The following is a 25,321-nucleotide window of genomic DNA, read 5'->3' as shown; positions in this document are numbered from 1 at the left end:
ATCAAGCCTGACTGAGGAAGACACTACATGAGCCAGAATAAAACACTGACCACCGCTAGCGGCGCACCCGTCGCCGATAACCAGAACTCCCGTTCAGCCGGGCCGCGTGGCCCTCTGTTGCTGGATGATTTTCATCTGATTGAGAAGTTAGCCCACTTCAACCGCGAGAACATCCCTGAGCGCCGCGTGCACGCCAAGGGCTCGGGGGCATACGGTACGTTCACCCTAACCCGCGATTTTGCTCAGTACAGTAGCGCCAAGCTCTTTGACGCGGTGGGTAAACAAACTCCGATCTTCATTCGGTTCTCCACCGTCGGTGGCGAACGCGGCTCGGCAGACACCGAGCGAGATCCGCGTGGTTTCGCGATCAAGTTCTACACCGAGGAAGGTAACTGGGACATCGTGGGTAATAACACGCCGGTGTTCTTCATCCGCGATCCGCTCAAGTTCCCGGACTTTATCCATACCCAGAAGCGCCTGCCGCAAAGCAACCTGAAAAGCGCCCAGATGATGTGGGATTTCTGGTCGCACTCTCCTGAGGCGCTGCACCAGGTCACCATCCTGTTTTCCGACCGCGGGATTCCGGACGGCTACCGCCATATGCACGGCTTTGGCAGCCATGCCTACAGCGTGATTAACGCTCAGGGTGAGCGTCACTGGGTTAAATGGCACTACAAGACCAAGCAAGGAATCAAGAACCTGGCGCCGGCTGACGCCGCTCGCATCGCGGGTACCGACCCTGACTACGCACAACGCGACCTCTTCGGTGCTATCGAACGAGGCGACTTTCCAAAGTGGAGCGTTTGCGTCCAGATCATGACCGAGGCGCAAGCGGCTTCACGCCATGAGAACCCGTTCGATGTGACCAAAACCTGGTCGCAGAAAGAGTTCCCGCTGATTGAAATTGGCGAGCTTGAGCTCAATCGCAATCCGCTCAACTATTTTTCCGAGGTTGAACAAGCGGCGTTTGGCCCGAGCAATATGGTCCCAGGTGTTGGCCTGTCGCCAGACCGCATGCTGCAAGGCCGGGTTTTCGCCTATGCCGATGCTCACCGCTATCGCGTCGGAACCAACCATCAGCAGCTGCCGGTCAATGCCCCGCGCAGCCCGGTCAATACTTACCAGCGTGATGGTTCCATGGCGTTTGGGGCCAACGGCGGTGCGGCTCCTAACTATGAGCCAAACAGCTATGCAGAGGCGCCCAAGCAAGCACCTCAGTACGCTGAGCCGGCATTGTCCCTCAGTGGCGCAGCCGATCGTTATGATCATCGCGAGGACACCGATTACTACAGCCACGCTGGAGCGTTGTTCCGTCTGATGAATGCCGATCAGCAAGCGCTGTTGGTCAGCAACATCGCTGGCGCCATGGCGGGTGTTTCCAGTGATGTCGTGCAGCGCCAATTACAACATTTCCTCAAGGCCGACCGGGCCTACGGCGAAGGTGTTGCCAAGGCGTTGGGCGTTCAATTGGTCTGAGTCGAAGTGATAAGAAGAACCGCCCTCATTTGGGCGGTTTTTCAATACAATTGCCTACCATTTACCCGCTTTTCTTCACTTTTCTACCTGTTTTTCTCTCGTGGCGAGTGACCTTCCGGTCAGCTTGGTTCAAACTATTAACTTTCAAGCAGGGAGAAGCAGGGCGATGCAAGGTCACCCGGACGTTATCGACTATCTCAACACGTTGCTCACGGGCGAGCTGGCAGCGCGTGACCAATATTTCATTCACTCGCGTATGTACGAAGATTGGGGCTTTACCAAGCTCTACGAGCGCATCAATCACGAGATGGAAGAAGAGGCGCAGCACGCCGATGCCCTGATGCGCCGTATTCTGATGCTCGAAGGCACCCCGCGCATGCGTCCTGATGATCTGGACGTCGGTACCACCGTGCCGGAGATGCTGGCCAGCGATCTGCGCCTGGAATACAAAGTACGCGCCGCGCTGTGCAAGGGCATCGAGCTGTGCGAGCTGCACAAAGACTATGTCAGCCGCGAGATTCTACGTGCACAACTGGCCGATACCGAGGAAGACCACACTTACTGGCTGGAACAGCAGCAAGGTCTGATCAAGTCCATCGGCTTGCAGAATTACCTGCAATCGCAGTTCTGATCTGCAGCGCCGTATAAAAAACCTCTGCCATGCGAATGACAGAGGTTTTTTGTGTCGCCAGAATCGCCCTATGCGCGGTCGCGTAGCAGTAGCGGCTTGAGGTAGTGCCCTGTATAGGACTGCTTCATCTCGCAGACTTCCTCGGGCGTGCCGCAAGCGATGATCTGACCGCCTTTGGAGCCGCCCTCAGGGCCAAGGTCCACCAGCCAGTCGGCGGTCTTGATCACATCCAGATTGTGCTCGATCACCACCACCGTGTTGCCGTGGTCGCGCAGTCGGTGCAACACATCCAGCAGTTGCTGGATATCCGCGAAGTGCAAGCCGGTGGTTGGCTCATCAAGGATGTACAGGGTCTTGCCGGTGTCACGCTTGGACAGCTCGCGAGACAGCTTCACGCGCTGCGCCTCACCACCGGACAGGGTGGTCGCCGATTGGCCCAGTTTGATATACGACAACCCCACATCCATCAACGTTTGCAGCTTGCGCGCCAGCGCCGGCACGGCATCGAAAAACTCACGCGCTTCTTCGATGGTCATCTCCAGCACTTCGTGGATGGTCTTGCCCTTGTACTTGATCTCCAGCGTCTCGCGGTTGTAACGCTTGCTCTTGCACACGTCACAGGGCACGTAGATATCGGGCAGGAAGTGCATCTCGACTTTGATCAGGCCGTCGCCCTGGCAGGCTTCACAGCGGCCGCCCTTGACGTTGAACGAGAAGCGCCCAGGCCCGTAACCACGCGAACGTGATTCCGGCACGCCAGCGAATAGCTCGCGAATCGGGGTAAACAGCCCGGTATAGGTGGCCGGGTTGGAGCGCGGGGTTCGCCCGATGGGGCTCTGATCGATATCCACCACTTTGTCCAGATGCTGCAAACCATCGCAGCTATCGTGAGCAGCGGCTTCAAGGGTCGTGGCGCCATTGAGCGCGGTGGCGCTCAATGGAAACAGGGTATTGTTGATCAGCGTCGATTTACCGGAGCCGGAAACCCCCGTCACACAGGTGAGCAGGCCGATCGGGATCTCGAGGTCAACGTTGCGCAAGTTGTTGCCGCGAGCGCCTTTGAGCGACAGCGACAGTTTTTTGTTACGCGGGGTGCGCTTGGCCGGCACATTGATCTTCACTCGGCCGGACAAGTATTTACCCGTCAGCGAGTCAGGGTGCGCCATGACCTCTGCCGGTGTCCCTTCAGCCACAATCTGGCCGCCGTGCACGCCTGCGCCAGGGCCGATGTCGACCACATAGTCAGCCATGCGAATGGCGTCTTCGTCATGCTCGACCACGATCACGGTGTTGCCGATGTCACGCAGGTGATTGAGGGTCGCCAGCAGGCGGTCGTTATCGCGCTGGTGCAGGCCAATCGAGGGCTCATCGAGGATGTACATGACACCGACGAGGCCTGCGCCGATCTGGCTGGCCAAGCGGATCCGCTGGGCTTCACCACCGGACAATGTGTCGGCGCTGCGATCGAGCGTCAGATAATCAAGCCCGACGTTTACCAGGAACTGCAGGCGCTCACAGATTTCCTTGAGAATCTTGTCAGCAATTTCGCCGCGTCGGCCCGTCAGTTTCAGCCCGCCGAAATAATCGGAAGCATCACCAATGGGAAGGCCGGTCACCGCAGGTAGGGTTTTTTCCCCGACCCAGACATGCCGTGCTTCACGACGCAATCGCGTGCCGCGGCAATCAGGGCAGTGCTGTGTGCTCAAAAACTTCGCCAGCTCCTCGCGCACAGTGGCTGATTCGGTTTCGCGGTAGCGCCGCTCCAGGTTCGGCACGATGCCCTCGAACGGGTGAGAGCGCTTGACGATATCGCCACGGTCGTTCAGGTAGCGGAAATCAACGTTCTTGCTGCCGCTGCCCTGCAGAAGGACTTTCTGCTGATCGGCGGGCAGATCCTTGAAAGGCACCTCAAGGCTGAAGTCGTAATGCGACGCCAGCGAGCCCAACATCTGGAAATAATAAACGTTGCGCCGGTCCCAGCCGCGAATGGCGCCTTCGGCGAGGGTCAGCTCGCCATTGACCAGGCGCTTGATATCGAAGAACTGTTTGACGCCCAGGCCGTCGCAGGTCGGGCAAGCACCCGCCGGATTGTTGAACGAAAAAAGTTTGGGTTCCAGCTCGCTGATCGCGTGGCCGCAGATTGGGCAGGCAAAACGCGCCGAAAAGATCATCTCTTCGAGCGGTTCGTCGTCCATCGCGGCTACCAGCGCGATGCCATCGGCCAGCTTCAGCGCGGTCTCGAAGGACTCCGCCAGACGCTGCTGCAAATCGCTGCGGACCTTGAAGCGATCGACCACAACTTCGATGGTGTGCTTCTTTTGCTTGTCCAGCTTGGGCAGTTCATCGAGCTCGTGCAGCTTGCCGTTGATACGGGCGCGCACGAAGCCTTGAGCGCGCAGCTCATCGAACACCGCCAAATGCTCGCCCTTGCGCTCGCGGATCACCGGCGCCAGCAGCATCAGCTTGCTGCCTTCGGGCTGTGCCAGCACCAGGTCGACCATCTGGCTTACGGTCTGGGCTTCGAGCGGAATATCGTGATCGGGGCAGCGCGGCGTGCCGACCCGCGCATAGAGCAGGCGCAGGTAGTCGTAGATCTCGGTGATGGTGCCGACGGTCGAGCGCGGGTTATGAGACGTCGATTTCTGTTCGATGGAAATCGCTGGCGACAAGCCTTCGATGGTGTCGACGTCGGGCTTTTCCATTATCGACAGGAACTGGCGGGCGTAGGCCGACAGCGATTCGACGTAGCGTCGCTGGCCCTCGGCATACAGCGTGTCAAAGGCCAGGGAGGACTTGCCTGAGCCCGAAAGCCCGGTGATGACAATTAATTTATCCCGGGGCAGGGTGAGGTCGATATTCTTCAGGTTGTGGGTTCGCGCCCCACGAATCAGGATCTTGTCCACTGCGGCCTCGCTTGGCGGGCATAAACGCGTGAGTATACGGCGCAAGGCTTGTACGCGGCAAAGCGTCACGTATATGCCGTTAATCGATGGGACTGGTAGAATCGCCGCCGGTTCACATGAGGTTTTTCCATGCACGATCCCCACAGCGACCGCATGAGTGGCAGCGAGACCCGCGCAGCAGGCGGTCTGGCCCTGGTGTTCGCCTTTCGTATGCTGGGCATGTTCATGGTGCTGCCGGTTCTGGCCACCTATGGCATGGACCTGGCCGGCGCCACGCCGGTACTGATTGGCCTGGCCATCGGCGCCTACGGTCTGACCCAGGCCTGTCTGCAGATTCCATTCGGCATCCTTTCCGACCGTATCGGCCGGCGCCCGGTGATTTATGCAGGGCTGATCATCTTTGCCCTGGGCAGCGTACTGGCCGCCAACGCCGACTCGATCTGGGGTGTGATCGCCGGACGTATCCTGCAAGGTGCGGGGGCGATTTCCGCCGCCGTGATGGCCTTGCTTTCGGACCTGACCCGCGAGCAGCATCGGACCAAGGCCATGGCCATGATCGGCATGAGCATCGGCCTTTCGTTTGCCGTGGCGATGGTGACCGGCCCCTTGCTGACGCGTGCTTTCGGGCTTTCGGGCCTGTTCCTGGCGACGGCCGCCATGGCGGTGCTGGGCATTGGCCTGGTCGCCTTTGTCGTGCCGCGCTCGGGTGGCCCTTTGCAGCACCGCGAGTCCGGGGTCGCCAAGCAAGCCTTGGGCGCAACCTTGCGCCATCCAGACTTGCTGCGTCTGGATGTCGGTATCTTTGTGCTGCACGCCATCCTGATGGCCAGTTTCGTCGCTTTGCCGCTGGCCCTGGTCGAGCGCGCCGGGTTGCCGAAAGAGCAGCATTGGTGGGTGTACCTCACCGCTTTGCTGGTTTCTTTTTTCGGGATGATTCCGTTCATCATTTACGGCGAAAGGAAGCGCAAGATGAAGCGCGTTCTACTCGGTGCGGTCGGCGTGTTGATGGTGACCGAGCTGTTTTTCTGGAAGTTCGGCGACAGCTTGCAGGCCCTGGTGATCGGCACGGTGATCTTCTTTACCGCGTTCAACTTGCTGGAGGCGTCGCTGCCTTCCCTGATCAGCAAGGTTTCGCCAGCGGGTGGCAAGGGCACGGCCATGGGCGTGTACTCGACCAGCCAGTTTCTGGGCGCAGCCATGGGCGGGATTCTCGGCGGCTGGCTGTTCCAGCACGGTGGTTTGAGCGTGGTGTTCATCGGCTGCGCGGGGCTCTGTGCCCTATGGCTGGCCATAGCTGTTACTATGCGCGAACCTCCGTATGTGACGAGCCTGCGCATGCCGTTATCGCCTGAGGCGATACGTGAAGCAGGCCTGACCGAGCGCCTACGCGCCGTGCCGGGTGTAACAGATGCGGTAGTGGTGGCAGACGAAGCCGCCATCTATATCAAATTGGATACTGAAATTTTGGATCGCTCGTCCCTGGAACGCCTGGTCAATCCGGCATCCGAGACGTGCGAAGCCTAGGAGAACGTTATGGCCCGTGGGGTTAACAAAGTCATATTGGTCGGCACTTGCGGTCAGGATCCTGAAGTACGTTACCTGCCTAACGGTAACGCAGTGACCAACCTCAGCCTGGCCACCAGCGAGCAGTGGACTGACAAGCAGACCGGCCAGAAGGTCGAGCGCACCGAGTGGCACCGCGTATCGATGTTCGGCAAGGTTGCCGAGATCGCCGGCGAATACCTGCGCAAGGGTTCGCAGGTGTACATCGAAGGCAAGCTGCAGACCCGCGAGTGGGAAAAAGACGGCATCAAGCGCTACACCACTGAAATCATCGTCGACATGCAAGGCACCATGCAGCTGCTCGGCGGCCGTCCGCAGAACCAGGACGGCTCCCAGCCGCAGGGTGGCAACAACTACAACCAGCAGGCCCCTCGTCAATCGGCCCCGCGTCCGCAACAAGCGCCACAGCGCCAGGCCCCAGCGCCTCAGCAGCAAGCGCCGCAGCCGGCTCCTGATTTCGACAGCTTTGATGACGATATCCCGTTCTGATTTCGGGAATCATCAGTAACACGCAGAAGCGCCACTCCCTCGGGGGTGGCGCTTTTTTTATGGCTTGGAATCAGTTGTTGATAAAAGCAAAAACTTCATCGGCAAGGTGTTCGGCTATCACGGGATTAGCCCGCAGGTGAGCGGCGATGTAGTGGTCGCAACCAGGCAAGGTTATTGATATTAGATGGCGGGCGGACTGCTTTATCTTATCGATAACTTCTTTGGGAATCGGGCTGTAGCGGACGGCTCCGTCGAGAGAAATCAACCCTGCACTTGTACCTGGTTTTTGGCCGTGTGCCGCCCCCTCCAGCCCGTCGTACTGACCCATAATCAATAACACCCTCCCCTCGAAGGTGCGTAGAAACTCAAAGGTATCGCTGAAGAGGAAGCTGTAAGGCTGACTGATCAAATGCTTGAATCCAGGGCCGAATTCAACGGGATAGGCGGAGTCGGCGTAAATTGCTGGGCAAATAAGTATCAGCTTTTGTGTTGAGGTCGAATACCTGGCGGCCAGCTTCAGCGCCAGTGCCCCACCGAGGCTATGGCCAATGATTATGTTGAGAGTGTCCTTGTGAAGATTATGGAACCGTTCGGCCTCGCGCAGATTGGCGTTCAATGTCGTTGGGCTTGGCTTTAGCATTGCGCAGTCGCTGTGCCCGGATAGATTGCCCGTCAATGATGCGATACCGCGTGCTTGTAGTCGGTAGAGCAGAGGATTGAGCTTTGTATAGTCCGACCGTGCGCCGGCTATGACGAAAACGCTGGGAAGCTGCTGGTGTTCGATGCCGAGTACTCTGCCTTCCAAAGTGTATTCACCGAAGTGCTGGGTGATAAACCCCTCCGTTCCCTGACACGGCTCGTTGAATTGCCAGAGATGCTGGTGTTGTGGGCGTCCGGTCAAAATAACTCCTGATTCAAGAAAAATAGTGGCGGAGGAACTGATTCAGGGGGTTATCTGGAGTGATCAACAATTTGCCAGCCATCAAGCAGCAAACACTAACGAGCAGCGGTTTAATAAGTCGCTGGCCGTAGCGTAGCGCACAGCGGGCTCCGAGTTGTGCGCCAACGACTGCAGCTACGGCCATGGCCAAGGCGATCGGGACAATAATGGCTCCGGTCATGGAGAACACAACCAGCGCCCCCAAATTGCTGGAGGCATTCAGGAGTTTGCTGTTAGAGACGGCGCGCAATAGACCCTGGCCCATCAGTACAACAAACGCGACCATGAAAAACGAGCCAGTACCCGGGCCAAACACGCCGTCGTAAAAGGCAATCAAGGGGACGAGCGTTATACAGAAGATGCTTGCCGAGAATCGAGCTCGTCGTTGTTCATTATCAAGCTTGGGACTGAACGCAAAGTAGGCGGCAACGAGTATGAGCAGTACGGGTGCCAAAGCCTGCAACCACCCCTTGGGGACTGAGCTCAAAGCGAGAGCGCCTGCTGCCCCACCTATGAAAGCCGTTAGAGCCATCGGCAATCCGCTGCGCCATTCGATCATTCCTTTTTTGGCGAACGCTGCTGTAGCGGACACCGAGGCAGAGGCTGCTTGAACCTTGTTGGTGGCGATTGCCGTGACAGGGTCGATGCCTGCAATCATCAGCGCGGGAAGGGTGATCAGGCCACCGCCGCCTGCGATGGCGTCGAAGAAGCCAGCCAGCAGCGCAACACAGGCAAGCATCAGAATTAGTACCAAATCGACTTCTGGCATGAGGCTTCTCTTGATAGTGAGTTGATGATTCACCTCGTCAAGATTGAAACCGTGCCGCCAGACACTTTCTTGCCTGTTGCGAGGGTTACGACAATTAAGCGCCGCAACCCATTCGCACAATAGTCAGGCATTTCCGTTCCGGTTGTAGGCTACCTCCGGAGCGCAAGTTTGCTTGCGAGCAACTTCTTACACGGGACTCGCTTTCGGCTCTGCTTTGCTGACTCGAGCGACCTCAACCCCCTTCAGCAACGCATTAATCAACGCCCGCCCCATTTCAACTTTCTGAATCATGCCAAGCACCATCTTGCGGTTGTTCTTGGTCAGGTGATCCACGGCGTCCCAGCCGGCGGCTTCAGCGCAGTCGAGGAGAAGGGTCGCGTGAATCAGCGCATCTTCGCCGCAGATGCCGGCATTGACGTTGAAGAAGGGTTTGCAGTTGACGTCTGTGGCGCCGAAATCTGTGCTGGCGGTGCGGGTGCCGAGCAATTCGAAGGCGGGTGGATCGGGTACGATCTTTTTCATGATGGAGCTCCTTGCCGGTTGAGCTGGCACCGTTCGCTGCGAAACGATTGGGTGGCAGCTGTACGCGGGTTCGCAGACCGGGGCATGGAAACCGGCGCACCCGAAGGTGCCCCACGCACAGCCGCCATGAAACATGGAGCGTTGCGTTATGCCTCGGACTGCGACATCCGGTCGTTGAGTGTCAACGACGGACCAAGAGTAGGGAGGGGCATGGACAGGCGCAACCGCTTGGCGGGGCGCGGAGTATGAATCAGAAGCGTCCTACAGCAAACCTGCGAACATGGTTTCAAACAATTTCATACCTCGCGCAGATTGGGTATGTGTGGAGATCGGCGTGGGAGCCAAGCTTGCTCGCGATGAACACACTGCGGTATGTCAGATTCACCGCGGCGCCTGTATCGCGAGCAAGCTTGGTTCCCACACCGATCTTCATTTCTGCCGAAATTGCGGCGTTACGAATGATTAGGCCGACTTGTAGGCCAGTCGGAATCTGTGCAGCAATGGCTCGGTATACCCGCTCGGCTGCTCACAACCCTGGAACACCAGCGCGCAAGCCGCCTGGAAGGCAACGGACTTGTCGAAGTCTGCGGCCATCGGCGTGTACTGCGTATCCCCGGCATTCTGCTTATCCACAACCGCCGCCATGCGCTTCAAGGTGTCCAGTACCTGGTCGCGGCTGATGACGCCATGGCGCAGCCAGTTGGACAGGTGCTGGCTGGAGATACGCAAAGTGGCGCGGTCTTCCATCAGGCCGACGTCGTGAATGTCCGGCACCTTGGAGCAGCCGATGCCTTGTTCGACCCAGCGCACCACGTAGCCAAGCAGGCCTTGGGCGTTGTTGTCGATTTCCTCGGTGATGGCCGAAGCACTCCAGTTCGGCGCCGAGGCCACCGGTATGGTCAGCAGGCCATTGAGCAAGGCGTCGCGCTCGGCGGCCAGGTCGATGCATTCAAGTTCTGCCTGTACGGCAGGCACATCGACCTGGTGATAGTGCAGCGCATGCAGGGTCGCCGCGGTTGGCGACGGTACCCAGGCGGTGTTGGCGCCGGCCTTGGGGTGGGCGACTTTCTGTTCGAGCATGGCGGCCATCTGGTCCGGAATCGCCCACATGCCTTTGCCGATTTGCGCGCGCCCGCGCAGACCGCAGGCGAGGCCGACCAAGACGTTGTTGCGCTCATAGGCAGCGATCCAGGGCGTGCCTTTCATGTCGCCCTTGCGCAGCATGGGGCCGGCTTCCATGGCGCTGTGGATTTCATCGCCGGTGCGGTCGAGGAACCCGGTGTTGATAAACGCGACCCGCGCCGAAGCTGCCGCTATGCAGGCCTTGAGGTTGATGCTGGTGCGCCGCTCCTCGTCCATGATGCCCATCTTCAGGGTGTGGCGTGGCAGCTTGAGGAGGTCTTCGACGCGGCCGAACAGTTCGTTGGCGAAGGCGACTTCGGCCGGGCCGTGCATCTTCGGTTTGACGATGTAGATCGAGCCTTGGCGCGAGTTGCGGCGCTGGGTCTGGTCGTGCAGTGAGCCGAGGGTGGTGACCACGGCATCGAGGATGCCTTCGGGGATTTCCTGGCCGTCGCCGTCGAGGATGGCGGGGTTGGTCATCAAGTGGCCGACGTTTCGTACAAACATCAGCGAACGCCCCGGCAGGCTCTGGGTCGATCCGTCGGCGGCGGTGTAGTCGCGGTCCGGGTTCAGGCGGCGGGTGATGGTTTTGTCGCCCTTGCTCACTTGTTCAGTCAGGTCGCCCTTCATCAGGCCGAGCCAGTTGCGGTAGACCTGTACCTTGTCATCGGCATCCACGGCCGCCACCGAGTCCTCGCAGTCGAGGATGGTGCTCAGCGCCGCTTCGAGCAGGACGTCCTTGACCCCGGCAGCGTCTGTACGGCCGATCGGATGATTGGGGTCGATCTGGATTTCGAAGTGCAGGCCATGATTGCGCAACAGCACGGCTTCGGGCGTCGCGCCGTTGCCGCGATGGCCGACAAACTGGGCGGGATCGCGCAGGCCGCTCTGGCCATCAACCAAGGTGACCTGAAGCTGACCATCGACCACGCGATAGGCGCTGGCCTGCGCATGAGAGCCTTTGGCCAGCGGCGCGGCCTGATCGAGGAAGGCGCGGGCAAAGGCGATGACCCTGGCGCCACGCTCTGGGTTATAGCCCTGGCCTTTCTCGGCGCCGACCTCTTCAGCGATGGCATCCGTGCCGTACAACGCGTCATACAGCGAACCCCAGCGGGCGTTCGCCGCATTCAGCGCGTAGCGCGGGTTGGACATCGGCACCACGAGCTGCGGGCCGGCCTGGACGGCCAGCTCGCGGTCAACGTGGGTGGTAGTGGCCTGCACCTGCTCCGGTACCGGCAGCAAGTAGCCGATCTGTTCAAGAAAGCTTTTGTAGGCGGCCATGTCACGCACCGGCCCCGGATTGGCGCGGTGCCAGCCATCGAGCTCCCGTTGCAGGCGGTCGCGCTCGGCCAGCAGGGTGCGGTTCTTCGGGGCCAGGTCGTGGACCAGCGCGTCGAACCCTTGCCAGAACGCATCCGGCGCAAGGCCTGTGCCGGGCAAGGCTTCGTCTTCGATAAAACGTACGAGGTTCTCTGCAATCTGCAGGCGCTGGCGGGAAGTACGGGTGCCCATGGCGGTCTCCAATTCAATAACGGTGTTCAGTTCAAACGCTCAGGGCGGCGATGCCGGCCTTGGCTACCTGCGCATCCTGCTCGGCCTTGACGCCCGAGACGCCGACGGCCGCGACCACCTGGCCATCGACCAGCACCGGTACGCCACCTTCGAGGCTGGTCAGCAGCGGCGCAGACAGAAAGGCTGTGCGCCCACCGTTGACCATGTCTTCATAACCTTTGGATTCGCGTCGACCGAGCGCGGCGGAGCGGGCTTTTTCGATGGCGATGTAGGCGCTGATCGGCGCACAGCCATCCAGCCGCTCCAGCGCCAGCGGGTGGCCGCCGTCGTCGACCACAGCAATGCTGACGGCCCATTGGTTGCGATCGGCTTCGGCGCGGGCGGCGGTCAGAATGGAAGCTACATCGGTATGGCTGAGCACGGCTTTGGTGTACATGGCGATTCCTGGGTATCCGATTTAAAGGGGGTGATCCATGGCTTCATCGACCAGCTCGATCCAGTGTCGAACCTGGGTGCGGCCGGCGCCATCAAGATGGCTCTGGCAACCGATGTTGGCGGTGGCGATGACTTGCGGCTTGCCGCTTTCCAGCGCGTTGAGCTTGTTGTCGCGCAGCTGTCGGGACAACGCCGGTTGGGTGATCGAATAGGTGCCGGCTGAGCCGCAGCACAGGTGCGCATCGGGGACGGCGGTCAGGTGAAAGCCCAGCCGAGTCAGCACGCCTTCGACGGCGCCGCCGAGTTTCTGGGCGTGCTGCAAGGTGCACGGGCAATGGAACGCCAGGCGCAAATCGCTGTGCACACCGAGGGTTTCCAGCGGTGCATCGCGCAGCACTTCGACCAGGTCCTTGGTCAGCTCGCTGACGCGCTTTGCCTTGGCGGCATACAGCGGGTCATCGGCCAGCAAGTGACCGTAATCCTTGATGAAGGCGCCACAGCCGCTGGCGGTTTGCACAATCGCCTGGGCACCGGCTTCAATGGCTGGCCACCAGGCGTCGATATTGCGCCGGGCACGATTCAGGCCGGTGTGCTGGGCGTTCAGGTGATAGTCCACGGCGCCGCAGCAACCGGCCTCGCGTGCCGGTTCAACGCTGATGCCCAGACGATCGAGCACCCGTGCCGCCGCCGCATTGGTGTTCGGCGACAGGCCCGGTTGTACGCAACCTTCAAGCATCAGCACGCGTTGTTGATGCTGTGACTGCGGGCGTGGACGTGCCGTGCGAATCTGCCGCGGCAGCTTGGCCCGCAGCGCCTCCGGCAGCAGTGGGCGAAGCATTTCACCGCTGTTGACCAGTGCCTTGAACAGCCCCGCATGCGGCACGACCGCTCGCAGACCGGCGCGTAAACTGCGTTCGCCAAATGAGCGCGGGACGCGCTGCTCGATGACTTCCCGGCCGATGTCCAGCAGGTTGTGATAGTCGACCCCGGACGGGCAGGTGGTTTCGCAATTGCGGCAGGTCAGGCAACGGTCCAGATGCTCCAGGGTGTGGGCACTGGGCTCAGCGCCTTCGAGTACTTGCTTGATCAGGTAGATGCGACCACGCGGGCCGTCGAGTTCATCGCCGAGCAGTTGGTAGGTCGGGCAGGTGGCATTGCAGAAGCCGCAATGCACGCACGTGCGCAGGATACGTTCGGCTTCTTCGCCACGCGGCAGCGCGCGGGCCTGATCACTCAGATGGGTTTGCATGGCGCGGCCTCAGAAGTGTGCGTACATACGCCCGGGGTTGAAGATCCCGTGCGGGTCCAGTTGCGCCTTGAGCTGGCGATGGTAGCGCAGCAGCGGGGCGCTCAAGGGCGCAAAGGGTTCATCGCTGGCGCTCATGCAGGTGGCATGGCCACCGGCCTGGGCGGCGCATTGGCGAATCGTGGCGGGGTCGGCGCTGGAAGCCAGCCAGCGCTGGGCGCCGCCCCAGTCGATCAACTGTTGGCCCGGCAGGTCGAGCGCCGGGGTGTTTTGGGGCAACGACAGGCGCCACAGCGGCTCTGAAGACTTGAAAAATGACAGGCGTTGTTCACGCAAGTCCTGCCAGAAATTGGGCTCCAGGTGCTCACCGCCTATGCGATCACGGGTGGCATTGACCGACCCTTCACCCCCTTCCAGGCGCAAGTAAAGGCGTTCGCCGTCATGGCAGGCGGCGCTGATCGGCACCGGTTGCTGGCCCCATTCGGCGAGCCTGGCCAGTGCGTGGTCGCGGCTCATCTGCAGGCACAAACTCGCGCTGGCGCGAGGGCGCGGCAGTACTTTGAGTGAGACCTCGGTCAACACCCCGAGGCAACCCAGGCTACCGGCGAGCAAGCGCGAGAGGTCATAACCGGCGACGTTTTTCATGACTTCACCGCCGAAGCGCAGGTGTTTGCCGTGGCCGGTGATGACCCGCGTGCCCAGCACAAAGTCGCGCACCGAGCCCGACCAGGGCCGCCGTGGCCCGGACAAACCGGCGGCGACCATGCCGCCGGCGGTGGCTTGCGGGCCCATGTGTGGAGGTTCGCAGGCGAGAAACTGGCCCTGTTCGGCCAGGGTTTGCTCAAGCTCGGCCAGCGGTGTGCCGGCGCGGACAGTGACCACCAGTTCGGTCGGGTCATAGCTGACGATGCCGCGATGGATGCGGGTATCGAGCGGTTGCCCTTCGATCTGGCGCCCCAGATACGCCTTGCTGTTGCTGCCCTGGATGCGCAGCGGCGTGCGCTGTTCGATGGCGGCGCAGACCTGGTCGAGCAGCTCGGCGCTGCCGTCGCAATCAGTCGATTTCATCAGAATCGCTCCAGTTCCGGGAAGGGCAGCTTGCCCATGTGCACATGCATGGCGCCGAACTCGGCGCAGCGGTGCAGGGTGGGGATGTTCTTGCCGGGGTTGAGCAGGCCGCCCGGATCGAACGCGGCTTTGACCGCGTGGAACAGCGTCAGCTCATCGCTGCTGAACTGAGCGCACATCTGGTTGATCTTCTCCCGCCCCACGCCATGCTCACCGGTAATGCTGCCACCCACCGCCACGCATAATTCGAGGATCTTGCCGCCCAGCGCTTCCGCCCGGTCCAGCTCGCCTGGTTGGTTGGCGTCGAACAGAATCAGCGGGTGCATATTGCCGTCGCCGGCATGAAAGACGTTGGCCACCCGCAGGCCGTATTCGGCAGACAACTCGGAAATGCCGCGCAGCACGCCCGGCAATTCCCGACGCGGGATGGTGCCGTCCATGCAGTAGTAATCGGGAGACAGACGACCGACTGCCGGGAAGGCATTCTTGCGCCCGGCCCAGAAGCGCACGCGTTCGGCCTCGTCGCGGGCCTGGCGCACTTCGGTGGCGCCGGCCTTTTCGAGCACCTCGCGCACGCATTCGCAATCGTCGTGCACGTCGGCTTCAACACCGTCCAGTTCGCAGAGCAGAATCGCCTCGGCGTCGACCGGGTAGCCAGCATGGATAAAGTCTTCCGCGGCGCGGATGGCGAGGTTATCCATCATCTCCAGGCCGCCGGGGATGATGCCGGCGGCGATGATGTCGCCTACGGCGCGACCGGCTTTTTCCACCGAGTCGAAGCTGGCCAGCAGCACCTTGGCCACCTGCGGTTTGGGCAAGAGTTTGACGGTTACTTCGGTGACGATCCCGAGCATGCCCTCGGAGCCGGTGAACAGCGCCAGCAGGTCAAAGCCTGGGCTGTCGAGTGCGTCGCTGCCCAGGGTCATGGCTTCACCTTCGACGGTGAGGACGTCGAGCTTGAGCAGGTTGTGCACCGTCAGCCCGTATTTGAGGCAGTGCACGCCACCGGCATTTTCGGCGACGTTGCCACCGATGGAGCAGGCAATTTGCGAGGACGGGTCAGGGGCGTAATACAACTCGAAAGGCGCGGCTGCCTGGGAAATCGCCAGGTTGCGCACCCCGGGCTGAACCCTGGCAAAACGCCCGGCCGGGTTCACTTCCAGAATGCGATTGAAGCGAGCCATGACCAACAAGATGCCTTGCTCCAGCGGTAAGGCGCCGCCCGACAGCCCGGTGCCGGCACCCCGCGCAACCACCGGAATGCGCTGTTCATGGCACAGCTTGAGCAAGGTTTCGACCTGCTCGATGCGCTCGGGCAGCACCACCATCATCGGGGTGGTGCGGTAGGCCGAAAGGCCGTCGCACTCGTACGGCTTGAGGTCTTCCTCAAGGTGCAGAACGTCGAGGTCGGGCAAGGCCTGTTGCAGCCGTGCCAGCAGCGCCGCTTTGTCCACCTTTGGCAGCGCGCCGTCGACGCGTTCGTCGTAGAGAATGTTCATGGCAGGCTCGATGTTCTTGTCGTTATAGGCGCCGGTCATGCCGGCCATCGTTTCCCCGATCATCCGCCCGGGATTTGCCCGGCGTCCAATGCTCTTATCACTGGTCCTACCAGTTTTTAAGTAAAGACCGACATTGGCTATTCCAGCAAATGCAGCGTAATCCTATGCTTGGGGACGGATTGAGCCGACAGAGGCTGACCGTTTACAGGCTGGTCCTACCAGTTGAAAGGAGATTGGCATGGCTCTGGAAGTGGGTAAGGAACGGCGCCAACTGGCCGATGTGGTGGCCGAGCGCATTGAGCAATTGATTGTCGACGGCGTGCTCAAGGTCGGTCAGGCGCTGCCCTCCGAGCGGCGCTTGTGCGACAAGCTGGGCATCTCCCGCTCGGCCCTGCGCGAAGGCCTGCGGGTATTGCGCGGGCGCGGTATCATCGAAACCAGCCAAGGGCGCGGCTCGTTTGTGGCGCAGTTGTCCGGCCACCGGGATGCCAGCCCGCTGATGCACCTGTTCAGCTCGCAACCGCGTACCTTGTATGACTTGCTCGAAGTGCGCGCGCTGCTGGAAGGCGAGTCTGCGCGTCTGGCGGCATTGCGCGGTACCCAGGCGGACTTTGTGATGATCCGCCGGCGTTACGAAGAAATGCTTGTAGCCCATGAGTCACCCAAGGGGCTGGATTCGCAGGAGCACGCCCGGCTGGACCACGCCTTCCACCTGGCGATTTGCGAAGCCTCGCATAACCCGGTGCTGGTCCACACATTGCAATCGCTGACCGACTTGATGCTCAGCACCGTGTTCGCGTCGGTCAATAACCTCTACCACCGGCCGCTGAGCATGAAGCAGCTGGACCGCCAGCACTCGAAGCTGTATCACGCGGTGATTGAGCGCTTGCCAGAGCAGGCCGAGCGGGCGGCGCGCAGCCACATCCATGGCATTCGCGACAGCCTCAAGGACATCGAGCAGGAAGAGCAGCGGCTGGTCCGCGCCACGCTGCGATTGGAGGGATGGAGCTGATGTGGCAGATAGACCCGGTTTCGCTTCGGCACTTCATCGCTGTCTGCGAGGAAGGCACCATCACTCGCGCCAGTGAGCGGGAGTTCATCGCGCCTTCGGCGATCAGCAAGCGCATTGCCGATATCGAAGCGGCGATTGGCACACCCTTGTTGATTCGCAGCAAGCGCGGGGTCGAACCCACACCCGCCGGCCAGGCCCTGTTGCGCCACGCCCGGCAGTTAATGCGCAGCATGGAGCGCTTGCAGGGTGAGTTGAGCGAGTACGCCGAAGGGGCGCGCGGGCATGTGCGGGTCCTGGCCAATATCTCGTCGATCATGGAATTTTTGCCCGAGGATTTGTCCGAGTTTCTGCTGGCTAACGAGAACATCCAGGTCGATATCGAAGAGCGCTTCAGCCCCGACGTGGTGCGTGGTGTCGCCGAGGGCAATGCCGACCTCGGGATCTGCCGGCAATCGATGGCGGTAGGCGATCTGGAATTTATTCCCTACCGCACCGATCAACTGGCCGTCGTGGTCAACCACAAGCACCCCTTGGCCGACCTCGACTGCATCCGCTTCGCCGAGACGCTGGATTACGAACACCTGGGGCTTTCGGCCTTCGCCACCCTCAATGGCTTTATGCAGCGCGTTGCCCGAGAGCAGGGGCGGGAGCTGCGCTTTCGCAGCTATGTGTCGTCATTCGATGCCGCCAACCGGCTGGTCCAGGCCGGGCTGGGGCTGGTGATCTTCCCCCAGGAGGCGGTCAGTCGCTATACCGATCTGTTCGGGCTGCGGGTCATCCCGTTGCTGGACGATTGGGCCAAGGGGCAATTTGTTATCTGCGTGCGCGATGTCGATTCGTTGTCATTGTCGGCCCGGCGCCTGCTCAATCATCTGTTGGCGCGCGTTCCGGTGCGGGCTGGCGCCAATCAAGCCGCTCTATCCATCTCCGATGGCGATGGATGCAGCCGTGAATGACGTCTTTTCCCATTGAAGGGGGCTCTCTAGGCTAAGCCCATGCATCACAGCCTGAGAGCCACTCATGACAACAATAATCATCAACGAAGTGGGCCTGCGTGACGGCCTGCAAAGCCTGCACAGCATCATGCCCACCGCCGACAAGCAACGCTGGATCGACGCCGCCTATGCGGCCGGCATTCGGCATATGGAAGTCGCCTCGTTCGTGCCGGCCAAGCTGCTGCCGCAGATGGCCGATGCTGCCGCCGTGGTCGCCCACGCCCTGACCTGTCCCGACCTTGTGGTGACGGTACTGGCACCGAATCTGCGCGGAGTGGAAAACGCCCTGGCTGCTGGCGCTCATCGAATCATCGCGCCGATTTCGGTCAGCCCGGCCCACAGCCTGGCGAACGTGCGCCGCACCCCGATGGAGATGGTCGAAGAATTCGCCCGCATGTGTGAGCTGCGCCACCAAAGCGGCAACAGCAAGGTCCGGATGGTGGCCGGGATGTCGGTCGCTTTCGGTTGCACGCGCCAGGGCCATGTGCCGCTGGAAGACCTGTGCGAGCTGAGCCGCCAGGTGCTGGAAGCCGGTTGCGATTTGATTTCCTTGGGGGACACCACCGGCTATGCCACGCCGGGCCAGGTGGCGCAGACCCTCAAGGCGGTGCAAGCCATCGCCGGTGACAAACTGCAGGCCGCGCACTTCCACGATACTCGCGGGCTGGCGCTGGCCAACAGCCTGGTGGCGGCCCAGCTAGGGATTCGTGAACTGGACGCCTCGTTGGCGGGATTGGGTGGTTGCCCGTTCGCGCCGGGTGCCTCTGGCAACACGGTCACCGAAGACCTGGTGTTCATGCTCAACGGCTCGGGTTATGAAACCGGCATTGACCTTGAAAAGCTGATTGCCGTGCGCGACGTGCTCAAGCAGTCGCTGCCCGATGACCCGCTGTACGGCTACATCGCCCGTGCCGGCCTGCCGCTCAATTACCCGCCCGCCCGCTGAATCCAATGGAGACACCAGCATGTCGAAACTGCCTCTGGACGGCATTCGCGTCGTCGAAATATCCCACATGGTCATGGGCCCCACCTGCGGCATGATCCTGGGTGACCTGGGTGCCGAAGTAATCAAGGTCGAACCGACCCGCGGCGACGGCACTCGCCGCCTGCTGGGTGCTGGCGCCGGTTTCTTTCGCACCTTCAATCGCAATAAACAAAGCATCGCGGTAGATCTGGATGACCCGCTGGGCCGCGCTGCAGTGCTGGAGTTGATCGACCGCGCCGACGTGTTTATCGAGAACTTCAAGCCCGGTCGGATGAAGGCGTTGGGCATGGACTACGACAGCCTGCGCCAGCGTAACCCGAAGCTTGTGTATGCCTCCCACAAGGGGTTTCTCAGCGGCCCGTACGACAAACGCCTGGCGCTGGATGAAGTGGTGCAGATGATGGCGGGGTTGGCCTACATGACGGGCCCGGTGGGGCGGCCGTTGCGTGCAGGCAGCTCGGTCAACGACATCATGGGCGGCATGTTCGGCGCCATTGGTGTGCTCGCGGCGCTCAATGAGCGTCACCGCACAGGCTGTGGCAAAGAGGTGCAAAGCGCGCTGTACGAAAACTGCGTGTTGCTCGCGGCCCAGCACATGCAGCAATACGTGGTGACTGGCGAAGCGGCAGCGCCCATGCCCAACCGTATCAGCGCCTGGGCCATTTATGACGTGTTCCAGTTCGCCGGCAACGAGCAGATGTTCGTCGCCGCGACCGGGGAAGGGCAGTGGAGCACCTTGTGCCGGTTGCTCGACCAACCGGGACTGCTGGCCGACCCGACCCTTGCGACCAACAACGACCGCGTCCTGCAGCGCCCGCGCCTACTGGCGCACCTGGCTGAAGTCTTCGCCAGCATGGATGCCCAGGCCCTGGCCGTGCAGCTGGAAGCCAACGGCATTCCATTTGCGCCGATTCGCCGTCCCGAAGAGCTGTTCGACGATCCTCATTTGATCGAAAGCGGTGGCCTGGCCCAGCTGGAGCTGGAAGACGGCTCGCACACCGATATGCCGCTGCTGCCGTTGTCGCTGGACGGTGATCGTCTGCAGGCGCGCCGTTCGATCCCGCGCATCGGCGAGCACACCCGCCAGGTCATGCGGGGGCTGGGTTACAGCGAAGCACAGATCGAAGAGTTGCGCGCTGCCGGCGTGTTCCGTACCGACGACTGAGCCGGTTCATTCCTGGGAAGAGAATTTTCATGGCTATTTACCAGATCGACGACAGTGCTCCAGATATCCACGCCAGCGCCTTTGTCGCCAGCGACGCGACCGTGATCGGCAAGGTGGTGCTGCACGACGGCGTCAGCGTCTGGCCCCAAGCGGTGCTGCGCGGTGACAACGAAGTGATCGACGTCGGCGTCGGCAGCAATATCCAGGAAGGCGCGGTACTGCACACCGATCCCGGCTACCCGCTGCGCATCGGTGCCAACGTGACCGTCGGCCACCAGGCGATGCTGCATGGCTGCAGCATCGGCGACGGCGCGCTGATCGGCATACAGGCGGTCATCCTCAATGGCGCGGTCATCGGCAAGAACTGCCTGGTGGGCGCCGGTGCGGTGGTGACCGAGGGCAAGGTTTTCCCGGACCACTCGCTGATTGTCGGCGTGCCCGCCAAGGTATTGCGCGAGCTGGATGAAGCCGCCATCGCGCGCATGCACGCCAATGCCGCCGAGTACGTCGAGCGGGCGCAGGTCTACAAGCGCGGGCTGGTCAGGCTGGATTGAAGAACAACAGTGGCCGCTAGCCCGGCCACTGCAACGATCGAAGGCGCCCCAGCGCCGACCGTCTCCAACAATTACAAGAACTGGAGAAACACCATGGTGGCAATCACCGAACGTCTTGCCGATGCCGAGCAGGAAGATGCAAAGCTCAAGGAACTGCTGCTGTACCGGCGGGTGGCCTGGCGCATCGTTCCGCTGGCCATTATCTGTTTTCTGTTTTCCTACTTCGACCGGATCAATATCAGCTTCGCCAAGGCGCAAATGCAGTCCGAACTGGGGCTCAGCGATGCCGCCTACGGGCTTGCCGCGAGCATGTTCTTTATCGGTTATGTGATATTCGAAGTGCCGAGCGCGATAGGCCTGAAGAAATACGGTGCGCCGAACTGGATTTGCCGGATCATGATTTCCTGGGGGCTGGCGACAGCGGCCCTGATGTTCGCCTACAACCAGTACACCCTGTACTTTTTGCGCTTTCTGGTCGGGGTCATGGAGGCCGGCTTTGGCCCGGCGATTCTGTTCTATCTGGCCTGTTGGTTTCCCAAGAAGTACCTGGCGCGCATCAACGGTCTTTGGTTTCTCGCTGTGCCGCTGGCGGGCGCCATCGGGGCCCCGGCGGCTGGTCTGGTGCTGGCGAAAATGAATGGCGTGCTGGGCCTGGCCGGCTGGCACTGGCTGTTTCTGCTCTCGGGCTTGCCGTGCGTGTTGTTGGGGCTGGCGGTGCTGTGGAAGCTGGACCGTGATATCCAGTCAGCCAAGTGGTTGTCGAGCGAAGAGAAGGCCCTGCTGGAAGCGAACCTGGAGCACGACCGCAAGAAAGTGCCGCCAGCGCATACCTCCTTGTGGCGCGTGCTGCTGACCCGCGAAGTGGCGCTGTTTGCCTGTATCTACTTCTGCGTCAAGCTGGCGGCCTACGGCCTGAACTTCTGGATGCCGCACCTGATCGAGCAGTCCGGGGTCAAGGACCTCACCTACGTGGGAATCCTGACCTCCCTGCCATACGTGATCGCCTGCATCGGCATGATCATCCTGACGCGCCGCTCGGACCGGTCCGGCGACCGCAAGTCGTATTTGTTGATGTGCATGCTCGCCGCGGCAGTCGGTTATCTGCTGGCGTGCCTGTTCTCCCAAAGCCCGGTGATCATGATGCTGGCGCTGACTCTGGCAACGGCCGGGTCGTTTATCGCCATACCGATCTTCTGGACGATCCCGCAGTCGACATTCTCCGGGATTGCGATTGCCAGCGGCACGGCAGCCATCAACTCCCTTGGTCAGCTCAGCGGTATGGTGGCACCGGTGATGGTCGGCTATATCAATGATCTGACGGGTATTTCCTACATGGGTATGCTATCGATCGTGCCGATACTGTTGCTGTGTTCGTTCGTGATTGCGCGTTATGTGCGTAATCCCAAGGTGGCTTGAGCCTGTGTAGGAGCTGGGCTTGCCCCAATGCCGGTCAGTTAAGGCGCAGAGCATGTGGGAGCGGATTTATCCGCGAATGTAGGCGCCGCGCAATGCCTGATAAACCGCGGTGTTTTCATTCGCGGATAAATCCGCTCCCACAGGGTTTGTGTCGTTCAATGCCTTAACTGACTGGCATTGGGGCTTGCCCGCGATGCAAGCGATGCGGTATGTCAGGCATACCGCGTTGAAGCCATCGCGGGCAAGCCCAGCTCCTACAAGTCAGCCTCCCCCAGCGCAGGGTGGTTGGACTTCGCCCGCAGGAAGCCGCAAAATGATTTCTTTGTCTTTCAACCTGACGGGACCTGCGACGCTATGCGAATGCGCCTTATGCTGTTGGGCGGAGGAAATGCCCTTGGGCAAGCGCTGATTCGCCTTGGGGCTGAGGAAGACATCGGTTTTCTCGCCCCGCGCCCTCCGGAAAACGGCTGGGATGCCGCCAGCCTCACCCAGCTGCTGGACGACACCCGGCCCGATGCATTGGTCAATCTGGCCTATTACTACGACTGGTTTCAGGCCGAAAGCGTACCGCCAACGCGGCTGACGGTGCAGGAGCGCTCGGTCGAGCGCCTGGCCGAGCTTTGCCAGCACCACGAAATCATCCTGATTCAGCCCTCCAGCTACCGCGTCTTTGATGGCTCGCGCGCCACTGCCTACAGTGAAAAAGATGAGCCGGTGCCTCTGGGCCTGCGCGGTCAGGCGCTCTGGCGCATGGAGCAGAGCGTGCGTGCGACCTGTCCTCAGCACGTATTACTGCGCTTTGGCTGGTTGCTCGACGACAGCGTCGACGGTGTGCTCGGGCGCTTTCTGGCCAAGGCCGAGCAGGCCGGGGAATTGCTGATGGCCGACGACCGGCGCGGCAACCCGACCCCGGTGGACGATGCCGCCCGGGTGATCATCTCGGTCCTCAAGCAACTCGATTGTGCCGCGCCACTCTGGGGTACCTATCACTACGCCGGTAATGAAGCGACCACACCGCTGGCGCTGGGGCAGGCTATCCTTAGCGAGGCCGCCAATTTGCGCCAGCTGGCCGTCGAGGCGCCTACCGCTCAGGCCCATGCGGCCCGGCCCGATGCTGCCGAAGAGCCCCAGCATGCCGTGTTGGCCTGCAAGAAAATTCTGCACACGTTCGGCATCAAGCCGCGTGCCTGGCGCGCCGGCCTGCCGACCCTACTGGACCGGTTCTATCGTCATGGTTGACTCTCCTGTTCTGATTACCGGCGGTGCCGGCTTCATTGGCTCGCACCTGACCGATGCCCTGCTTGCCAAGGGCTACGCCGTGCGTGTGCTCGATGACTTGTCCACCGGCAAAGCCCGCAACCTGCCGCTGGATAACCCCAGGATCGAGTTGATCGAAGGCGATGTGGCCGATGCGGCGCTGGTGGCCCGTGCGGCCAGTGGATGCCGGGCGGTGGTCCACCTGGCGGCGGTGGCTTCGGTGCAGGCTTCGGTCGAAGATCCGGTCAAGACCCACCAGAGCAATTTCATCGGCACCTTGAATGTTTGCGAGGCCATGCGCCTGGCGGGTATCAAACGTGTGGTGTTCGCCTCCAGTGCTGCCGTGTATGGCAACAATGGCGAAGGCCAGTCCATTGATGAAAATGTCCCGAAAGCGCCGCTGACGCCTTATGCCGTCGACAAATTGGCCAGTGAGCAGTACCTGGACTTTTACCGTCGCCAGCATGGCCTGGAGCCGGCAATCTTTCGCTTCTTCAATATCTTCGGCCCGCGCCAGGATCCCTCCTCGCCATACTCCGGCGTGATCAGCATCTTCAGTGAGCGCGCGCAGAAAGGGCAACCAATCACCGTGTTCGGCGATGGCGAGCAGACGCGGGATTTTGTGTACGTGGGCGATCTGGTGCAGGTGCTGGTGCAGGCGCTGGAAAAACCAGAGGTTGAGGAGGGCGCGGTGAATGTCGGCCTGAATCAGGCCACGTCGCTGAATCAGCTGCTGGAGGCATTGGAAAAAGTGCTCGGCGGGCTGCCGGCGATTACCCATGCGGCGGCGCGTTCCGGTGATATTCGCCACTCGCGGGCCAATAACACCCGGTTGCTGGATCGGTTCGACTTCCCTGAGTCGACGCCGATGGTGGAAGGCTTGGCTCGGCTTCTGGGCCGCTGAGATTGGGAGGCCTATTCGCGGGTAAGCCCGCGAATGATTTTTAGCCTAATTCAGAACGTGTAACCCACACCGACCATATACACCCACGGGTCGACATCCACGTCGACCCTGGTCCGGCCAACACCCAGCGCCGTCGGGCCGTCCACCGTCGCTTCGGTATCGATATCCACATACCAGACCGAAGCATTCACCAGCATGTTGTCGGTCAGCATGTAGTCAAAGCCCAGTTGTCCGGCAACGCCCAGCGAATTCTTCAGCTTCAGGTTGCTGAAGCCCTGGTCCTTGCGCTCACGGCTCAATTCTTCGTCATAGAACAGCGAGTAGTTGACGCCGATGCCGGCGTAGGGCTGGAACTTTGAGGTGGGCGCCAGCGGGTAATACTGCAGCGACAGGGTCGGCGGCAGTTGCTTGACGTCGGCCAGCTCGCCATCCAGGCCGGCAATGCCCGTGGCATTGCTGATACCGCGTACACCGACCGTGTGTTGGAACGGCGTGGCGGCCAGCAGTTCGATACCCAAATGGTCAGTGACCATGTAGGCGAAGGCCAGGCCCAGTTGTGTGTCGCTGTCCAGGGTCGCCTTGGTGCCTGAGATCTTTGCCCCGTCCAGTTCCAGCTCACCGCTGTCTTCATTGGGGGCGGTGGTGGCTGCGCCGGCACGGATGATGAAATCCCCGGCCTGGTGTGCAATGGCCATAGGGGAGGCGAGCGCCAAGGCAATCAGCGAGGCGCCGAGCAGGGACGTGTTCATGGGGGCTCCAAAGGACGTTAAAAAAGCATGGTCCAATGGTAAGGAGCGTCTGGCACGCGGCTTTTGACCCAGCTCAAGGACGCGGGTCGGGGGCAGTGCGCTTCATTGA

General features: G+C 61.2%; 22 protein-coding genes. 12 read left to right on the top strand and 10 right to left on the bottom strand.

Annotated elements, in window-relative coordinates:
* The first annotated feature begins 27 nt into the window (after window positions 1–27).
* A complete protein-coding gene (locus GUY40_RS14495; RefSeq protein WP_166569628.1) occupies window positions 28–1,476 on the top strand; it encodes a catalase in 1,449 nt (482 codons plus the stop codon).
* Between the two features lie 166 nt (window positions 1,477–1,642).
* The gene (gene bfr, locus GUY40_RS14490; protein WP_166569627.1) at window positions 1,643–2,107 is read left to right on the top strand and encodes a bacterioferritin; all 465 of its coding nucleotides are present in this window, start codon (window positions 1,643–1,645) and stop codon (window positions 2,105–2,107) included.
* Between the two features lie 68 nt (window positions 2,108–2,175).
* Here bfr and uvrA read toward each other — a convergent pair whose 3' ends face one another.
* Complete coding sequence (gene uvrA / locus GUY40_RS14485; RefSeq protein WP_166569626.1) at window positions 2,176–5,010, bottom strand: excinuclease ABC subunit UvrA; 2,835 nt, start codon at window positions 5,008–5,010, stop codon at window positions 2,176–2,178.
* Window positions 5,011–5,139: 129 nt separating this feature from the next.
* Between uvrA and GUY40_RS14480 the strand changes: the two genes are divergently transcribed.
* Entirely contained in the window at window positions 5,140–6,534 is a 1,395-nt protein-coding gene (locus GUY40_RS14480) for an MFS transporter (protein ID WP_166569625.1), read from the top strand.
* Window positions 6,535–6,543: 9 nt separating this feature from the next.
* Complete coding sequence (locus GUY40_RS14475; RefSeq protein WP_166569624.1) at window positions 6,544–7,062, top strand: single-stranded DNA-binding protein; 519 nt, start codon at window positions 6,544–6,546, stop codon at window positions 7,060–7,062.
* A gap of 70 nt (window positions 7,063–7,132) precedes the next feature.
* On the opposite strand, the gene GUY40_RS14470 is transcribed toward GUY40_RS14475, so the two are convergent.
* The 8 genes from GUY40_RS14470 to glcD all read right to left on the bottom strand — a co-directional run bounded on the left by GUY40_RS14470 (window position 7,133) and on the right by glcD (window position 16,175).
* Window positions 7,133–7,963, bottom strand: a complete 831-nt coding sequence (locus GUY40_RS14470; protein ID WP_178117825.1) for an alpha/beta hydrolase — start codon at window positions 7,961–7,963, stop codon at window positions 7,133–7,135.
* A 13-nt stretch (window positions 7,964–7,976) separates the two neighbouring features.
* Window positions 7,977–8,771, bottom strand: coding sequence for a TSUP family transporter (locus GUY40_RS14465; protein ID WP_166569623.1), 795 nt, complete (start codon window positions 8,769–8,771; stop codon window positions 7,977–7,979).
* A 186-nt stretch (window positions 8,772–8,957) separates the two neighbouring features.
* Window positions 8,958–9,293, bottom strand: a complete 336-nt coding sequence (locus GUY40_RS14460) for a DUF6124 family protein (RefSeq protein ID WP_166569622.1) — start codon at window positions 9,291–9,293, stop codon at window positions 8,958–8,960.
* Between the two features lie 462 nt (window positions 9,294–9,755).
* Window positions 9,756–11,927: a malate synthase G gene (locus tag GUY40_RS14455; RefSeq protein WP_166569621.1), complete on the bottom strand. Its 2,172-nt coding sequence runs from the start codon at window positions 11,925–11,927 to the stop codon at window positions 9,756–9,758.
* Window positions 11,928–11,958: 31 nt separating this feature from the next.
* Window positions 11,959–12,363: a heme-binding protein gene (locus GUY40_RS14450; protein WP_166569620.1), complete on the bottom strand. Its 405-nt coding sequence runs from the start codon at window positions 12,361–12,363 to the stop codon at window positions 11,959–11,961.
* 21 nt (window positions 12,364–12,384) lie between these two features.
* The gene (gene glcF, locus GUY40_RS14445) at window positions 12,385–13,611 is read right to left on the bottom strand and encodes a glycolate oxidase subunit GlcF (protein WP_166569619.1); all 1,227 of its coding nucleotides are present in this window, start codon (window positions 13,609–13,611) and stop codon (window positions 12,385–12,387) included.
* Window positions 13,612–13,620: 9 nt separating this feature from the next.
* Window positions 13,621–14,676 carry a glycolate oxidase subunit GlcE gene (gene glcE / locus GUY40_RS14440; RefSeq protein ID WP_166569618.1) on the bottom strand — a complete coding sequence of 352 codons (1,056 nt, stop codon included), beginning with the start codon at window positions 14,674–14,676 and terminating at the stop codon, window positions 13,621–13,623.
* The gene (glcD, locus tag GUY40_RS14435; protein ID WP_166569650.1) at window positions 14,676–16,175 is read right to left on the bottom strand and encodes a glycolate oxidase subunit GlcD; all 1,500 of its coding nucleotides are present in this window, start codon (window positions 16,173–16,175) and stop codon (window positions 14,676–14,678) included. The genes glcE and glcD overlap by 1 nt, the downstream gene beginning before the upstream one ends.
* Window positions 16,176–16,413: 238 nt before the next feature.
* Between glcD and glcC the strand changes: the two genes are divergently transcribed.
* The 8 genes from glcC to GUY40_RS14395 all read left to right on the top strand — a co-directional run bounded on the left by glcC (window position 16,414) and on the right by GUY40_RS14395 (window position 24,463).
* Window positions 16,414–17,187, top strand: coding sequence for a transcriptional regulator GlcC (glcC, locus tag GUY40_RS14430; RefSeq protein ID WP_166569617.1), 774 nt, complete (start codon window positions 16,414–16,416; stop codon window positions 17,185–17,187).
* Window positions 17,187–18,143, top strand: coding sequence for a LysR substrate-binding domain-containing protein (locus GUY40_RS14425; RefSeq protein WP_166569616.1), 957 nt, complete (start codon window positions 17,187–17,189; stop codon window positions 18,141–18,143). The genes glcC and GUY40_RS14425 overlap by 1 nt, the downstream gene beginning before the upstream one ends.
* Before the next feature lie 64 nt (window positions 18,144–18,207).
* A complete protein-coding gene (locus GUY40_RS14420) occupies window positions 18,208–19,128 on the top strand; it encodes a hydroxymethylglutaryl-CoA lyase (protein ID WP_166569615.1) in 921 nt (306 codons plus the stop codon).
* 19 nt (window positions 19,129–19,147) lie between these two features.
* Window positions 19,148–20,332 carry a CaiB/BaiF CoA-transferase family protein gene (locus tag GUY40_RS14415; RefSeq protein WP_166569614.1) on the top strand — a complete coding sequence of 395 codons (1,185 nt, stop codon included), beginning with the start codon at window positions 19,148–19,150 and terminating at the stop codon, window positions 20,330–20,332.
* Between the two features lie 29 nt (window positions 20,333–20,361).
* Window positions 20,362–20,886: a gamma carbonic anhydrase family protein gene (locus GUY40_RS14410; RefSeq protein ID WP_166569613.1), complete on the top strand. Its 525-nt coding sequence runs from the start codon at window positions 20,362–20,364 to the stop codon at window positions 20,884–20,886.
* A gap of 93 nt (window positions 20,887–20,979) precedes the next feature.
* Window positions 20,980–22,302, top strand: coding sequence for an MFS transporter (locus GUY40_RS14405; protein ID WP_166569612.1), 1,323 nt, complete (start codon window positions 20,980–20,982; stop codon window positions 22,300–22,302).
* Between the two features lie 354 nt (window positions 22,303–22,656).
* The gene (locus GUY40_RS14400; protein ID WP_166569611.1) at window positions 22,657–23,541 is read left to right on the top strand and encodes a sugar nucleotide-binding protein; all 885 of its coding nucleotides are present in this window, start codon (window positions 22,657–22,659) and stop codon (window positions 23,539–23,541) included.
* A complete protein-coding gene (locus GUY40_RS14395; protein ID WP_166569610.1) occupies window positions 23,534–24,463 on the top strand; it encodes an NAD-dependent epimerase/dehydratase family protein in 930 nt (309 codons plus the stop codon). Before GUY40_RS14400 ends, GUY40_RS14395 begins: the two co-directional genes overlap by 8 nt.
* 50 nt (window positions 24,464–24,513) lie before the next feature.
* On the opposite strand, the gene GUY40_RS14390 is transcribed toward GUY40_RS14395, so the two are convergent.
* Entirely contained in the window at window positions 24,514–25,212 is a 699-nt protein-coding gene (locus GUY40_RS14390) for an OmpW family protein (protein ID WP_166569609.1), read from the bottom strand.
* Window positions 25,213–25,321: the final 109 nt, after the last annotated feature.

This window comes from Pseudomonas sp. R5(2019) (assembly GCF_009905435.1).
Taxonomy (GTDB): domain Bacteria; phylum Pseudomonadota; class Gammaproteobacteria; order Pseudomonadales; family Pseudomonadaceae; genus Aquipseudomonas.
Note: the sequence above shows the minus strand (reverse complement) of the source record. Positions and strands in the feature narration are given on the sequence as shown.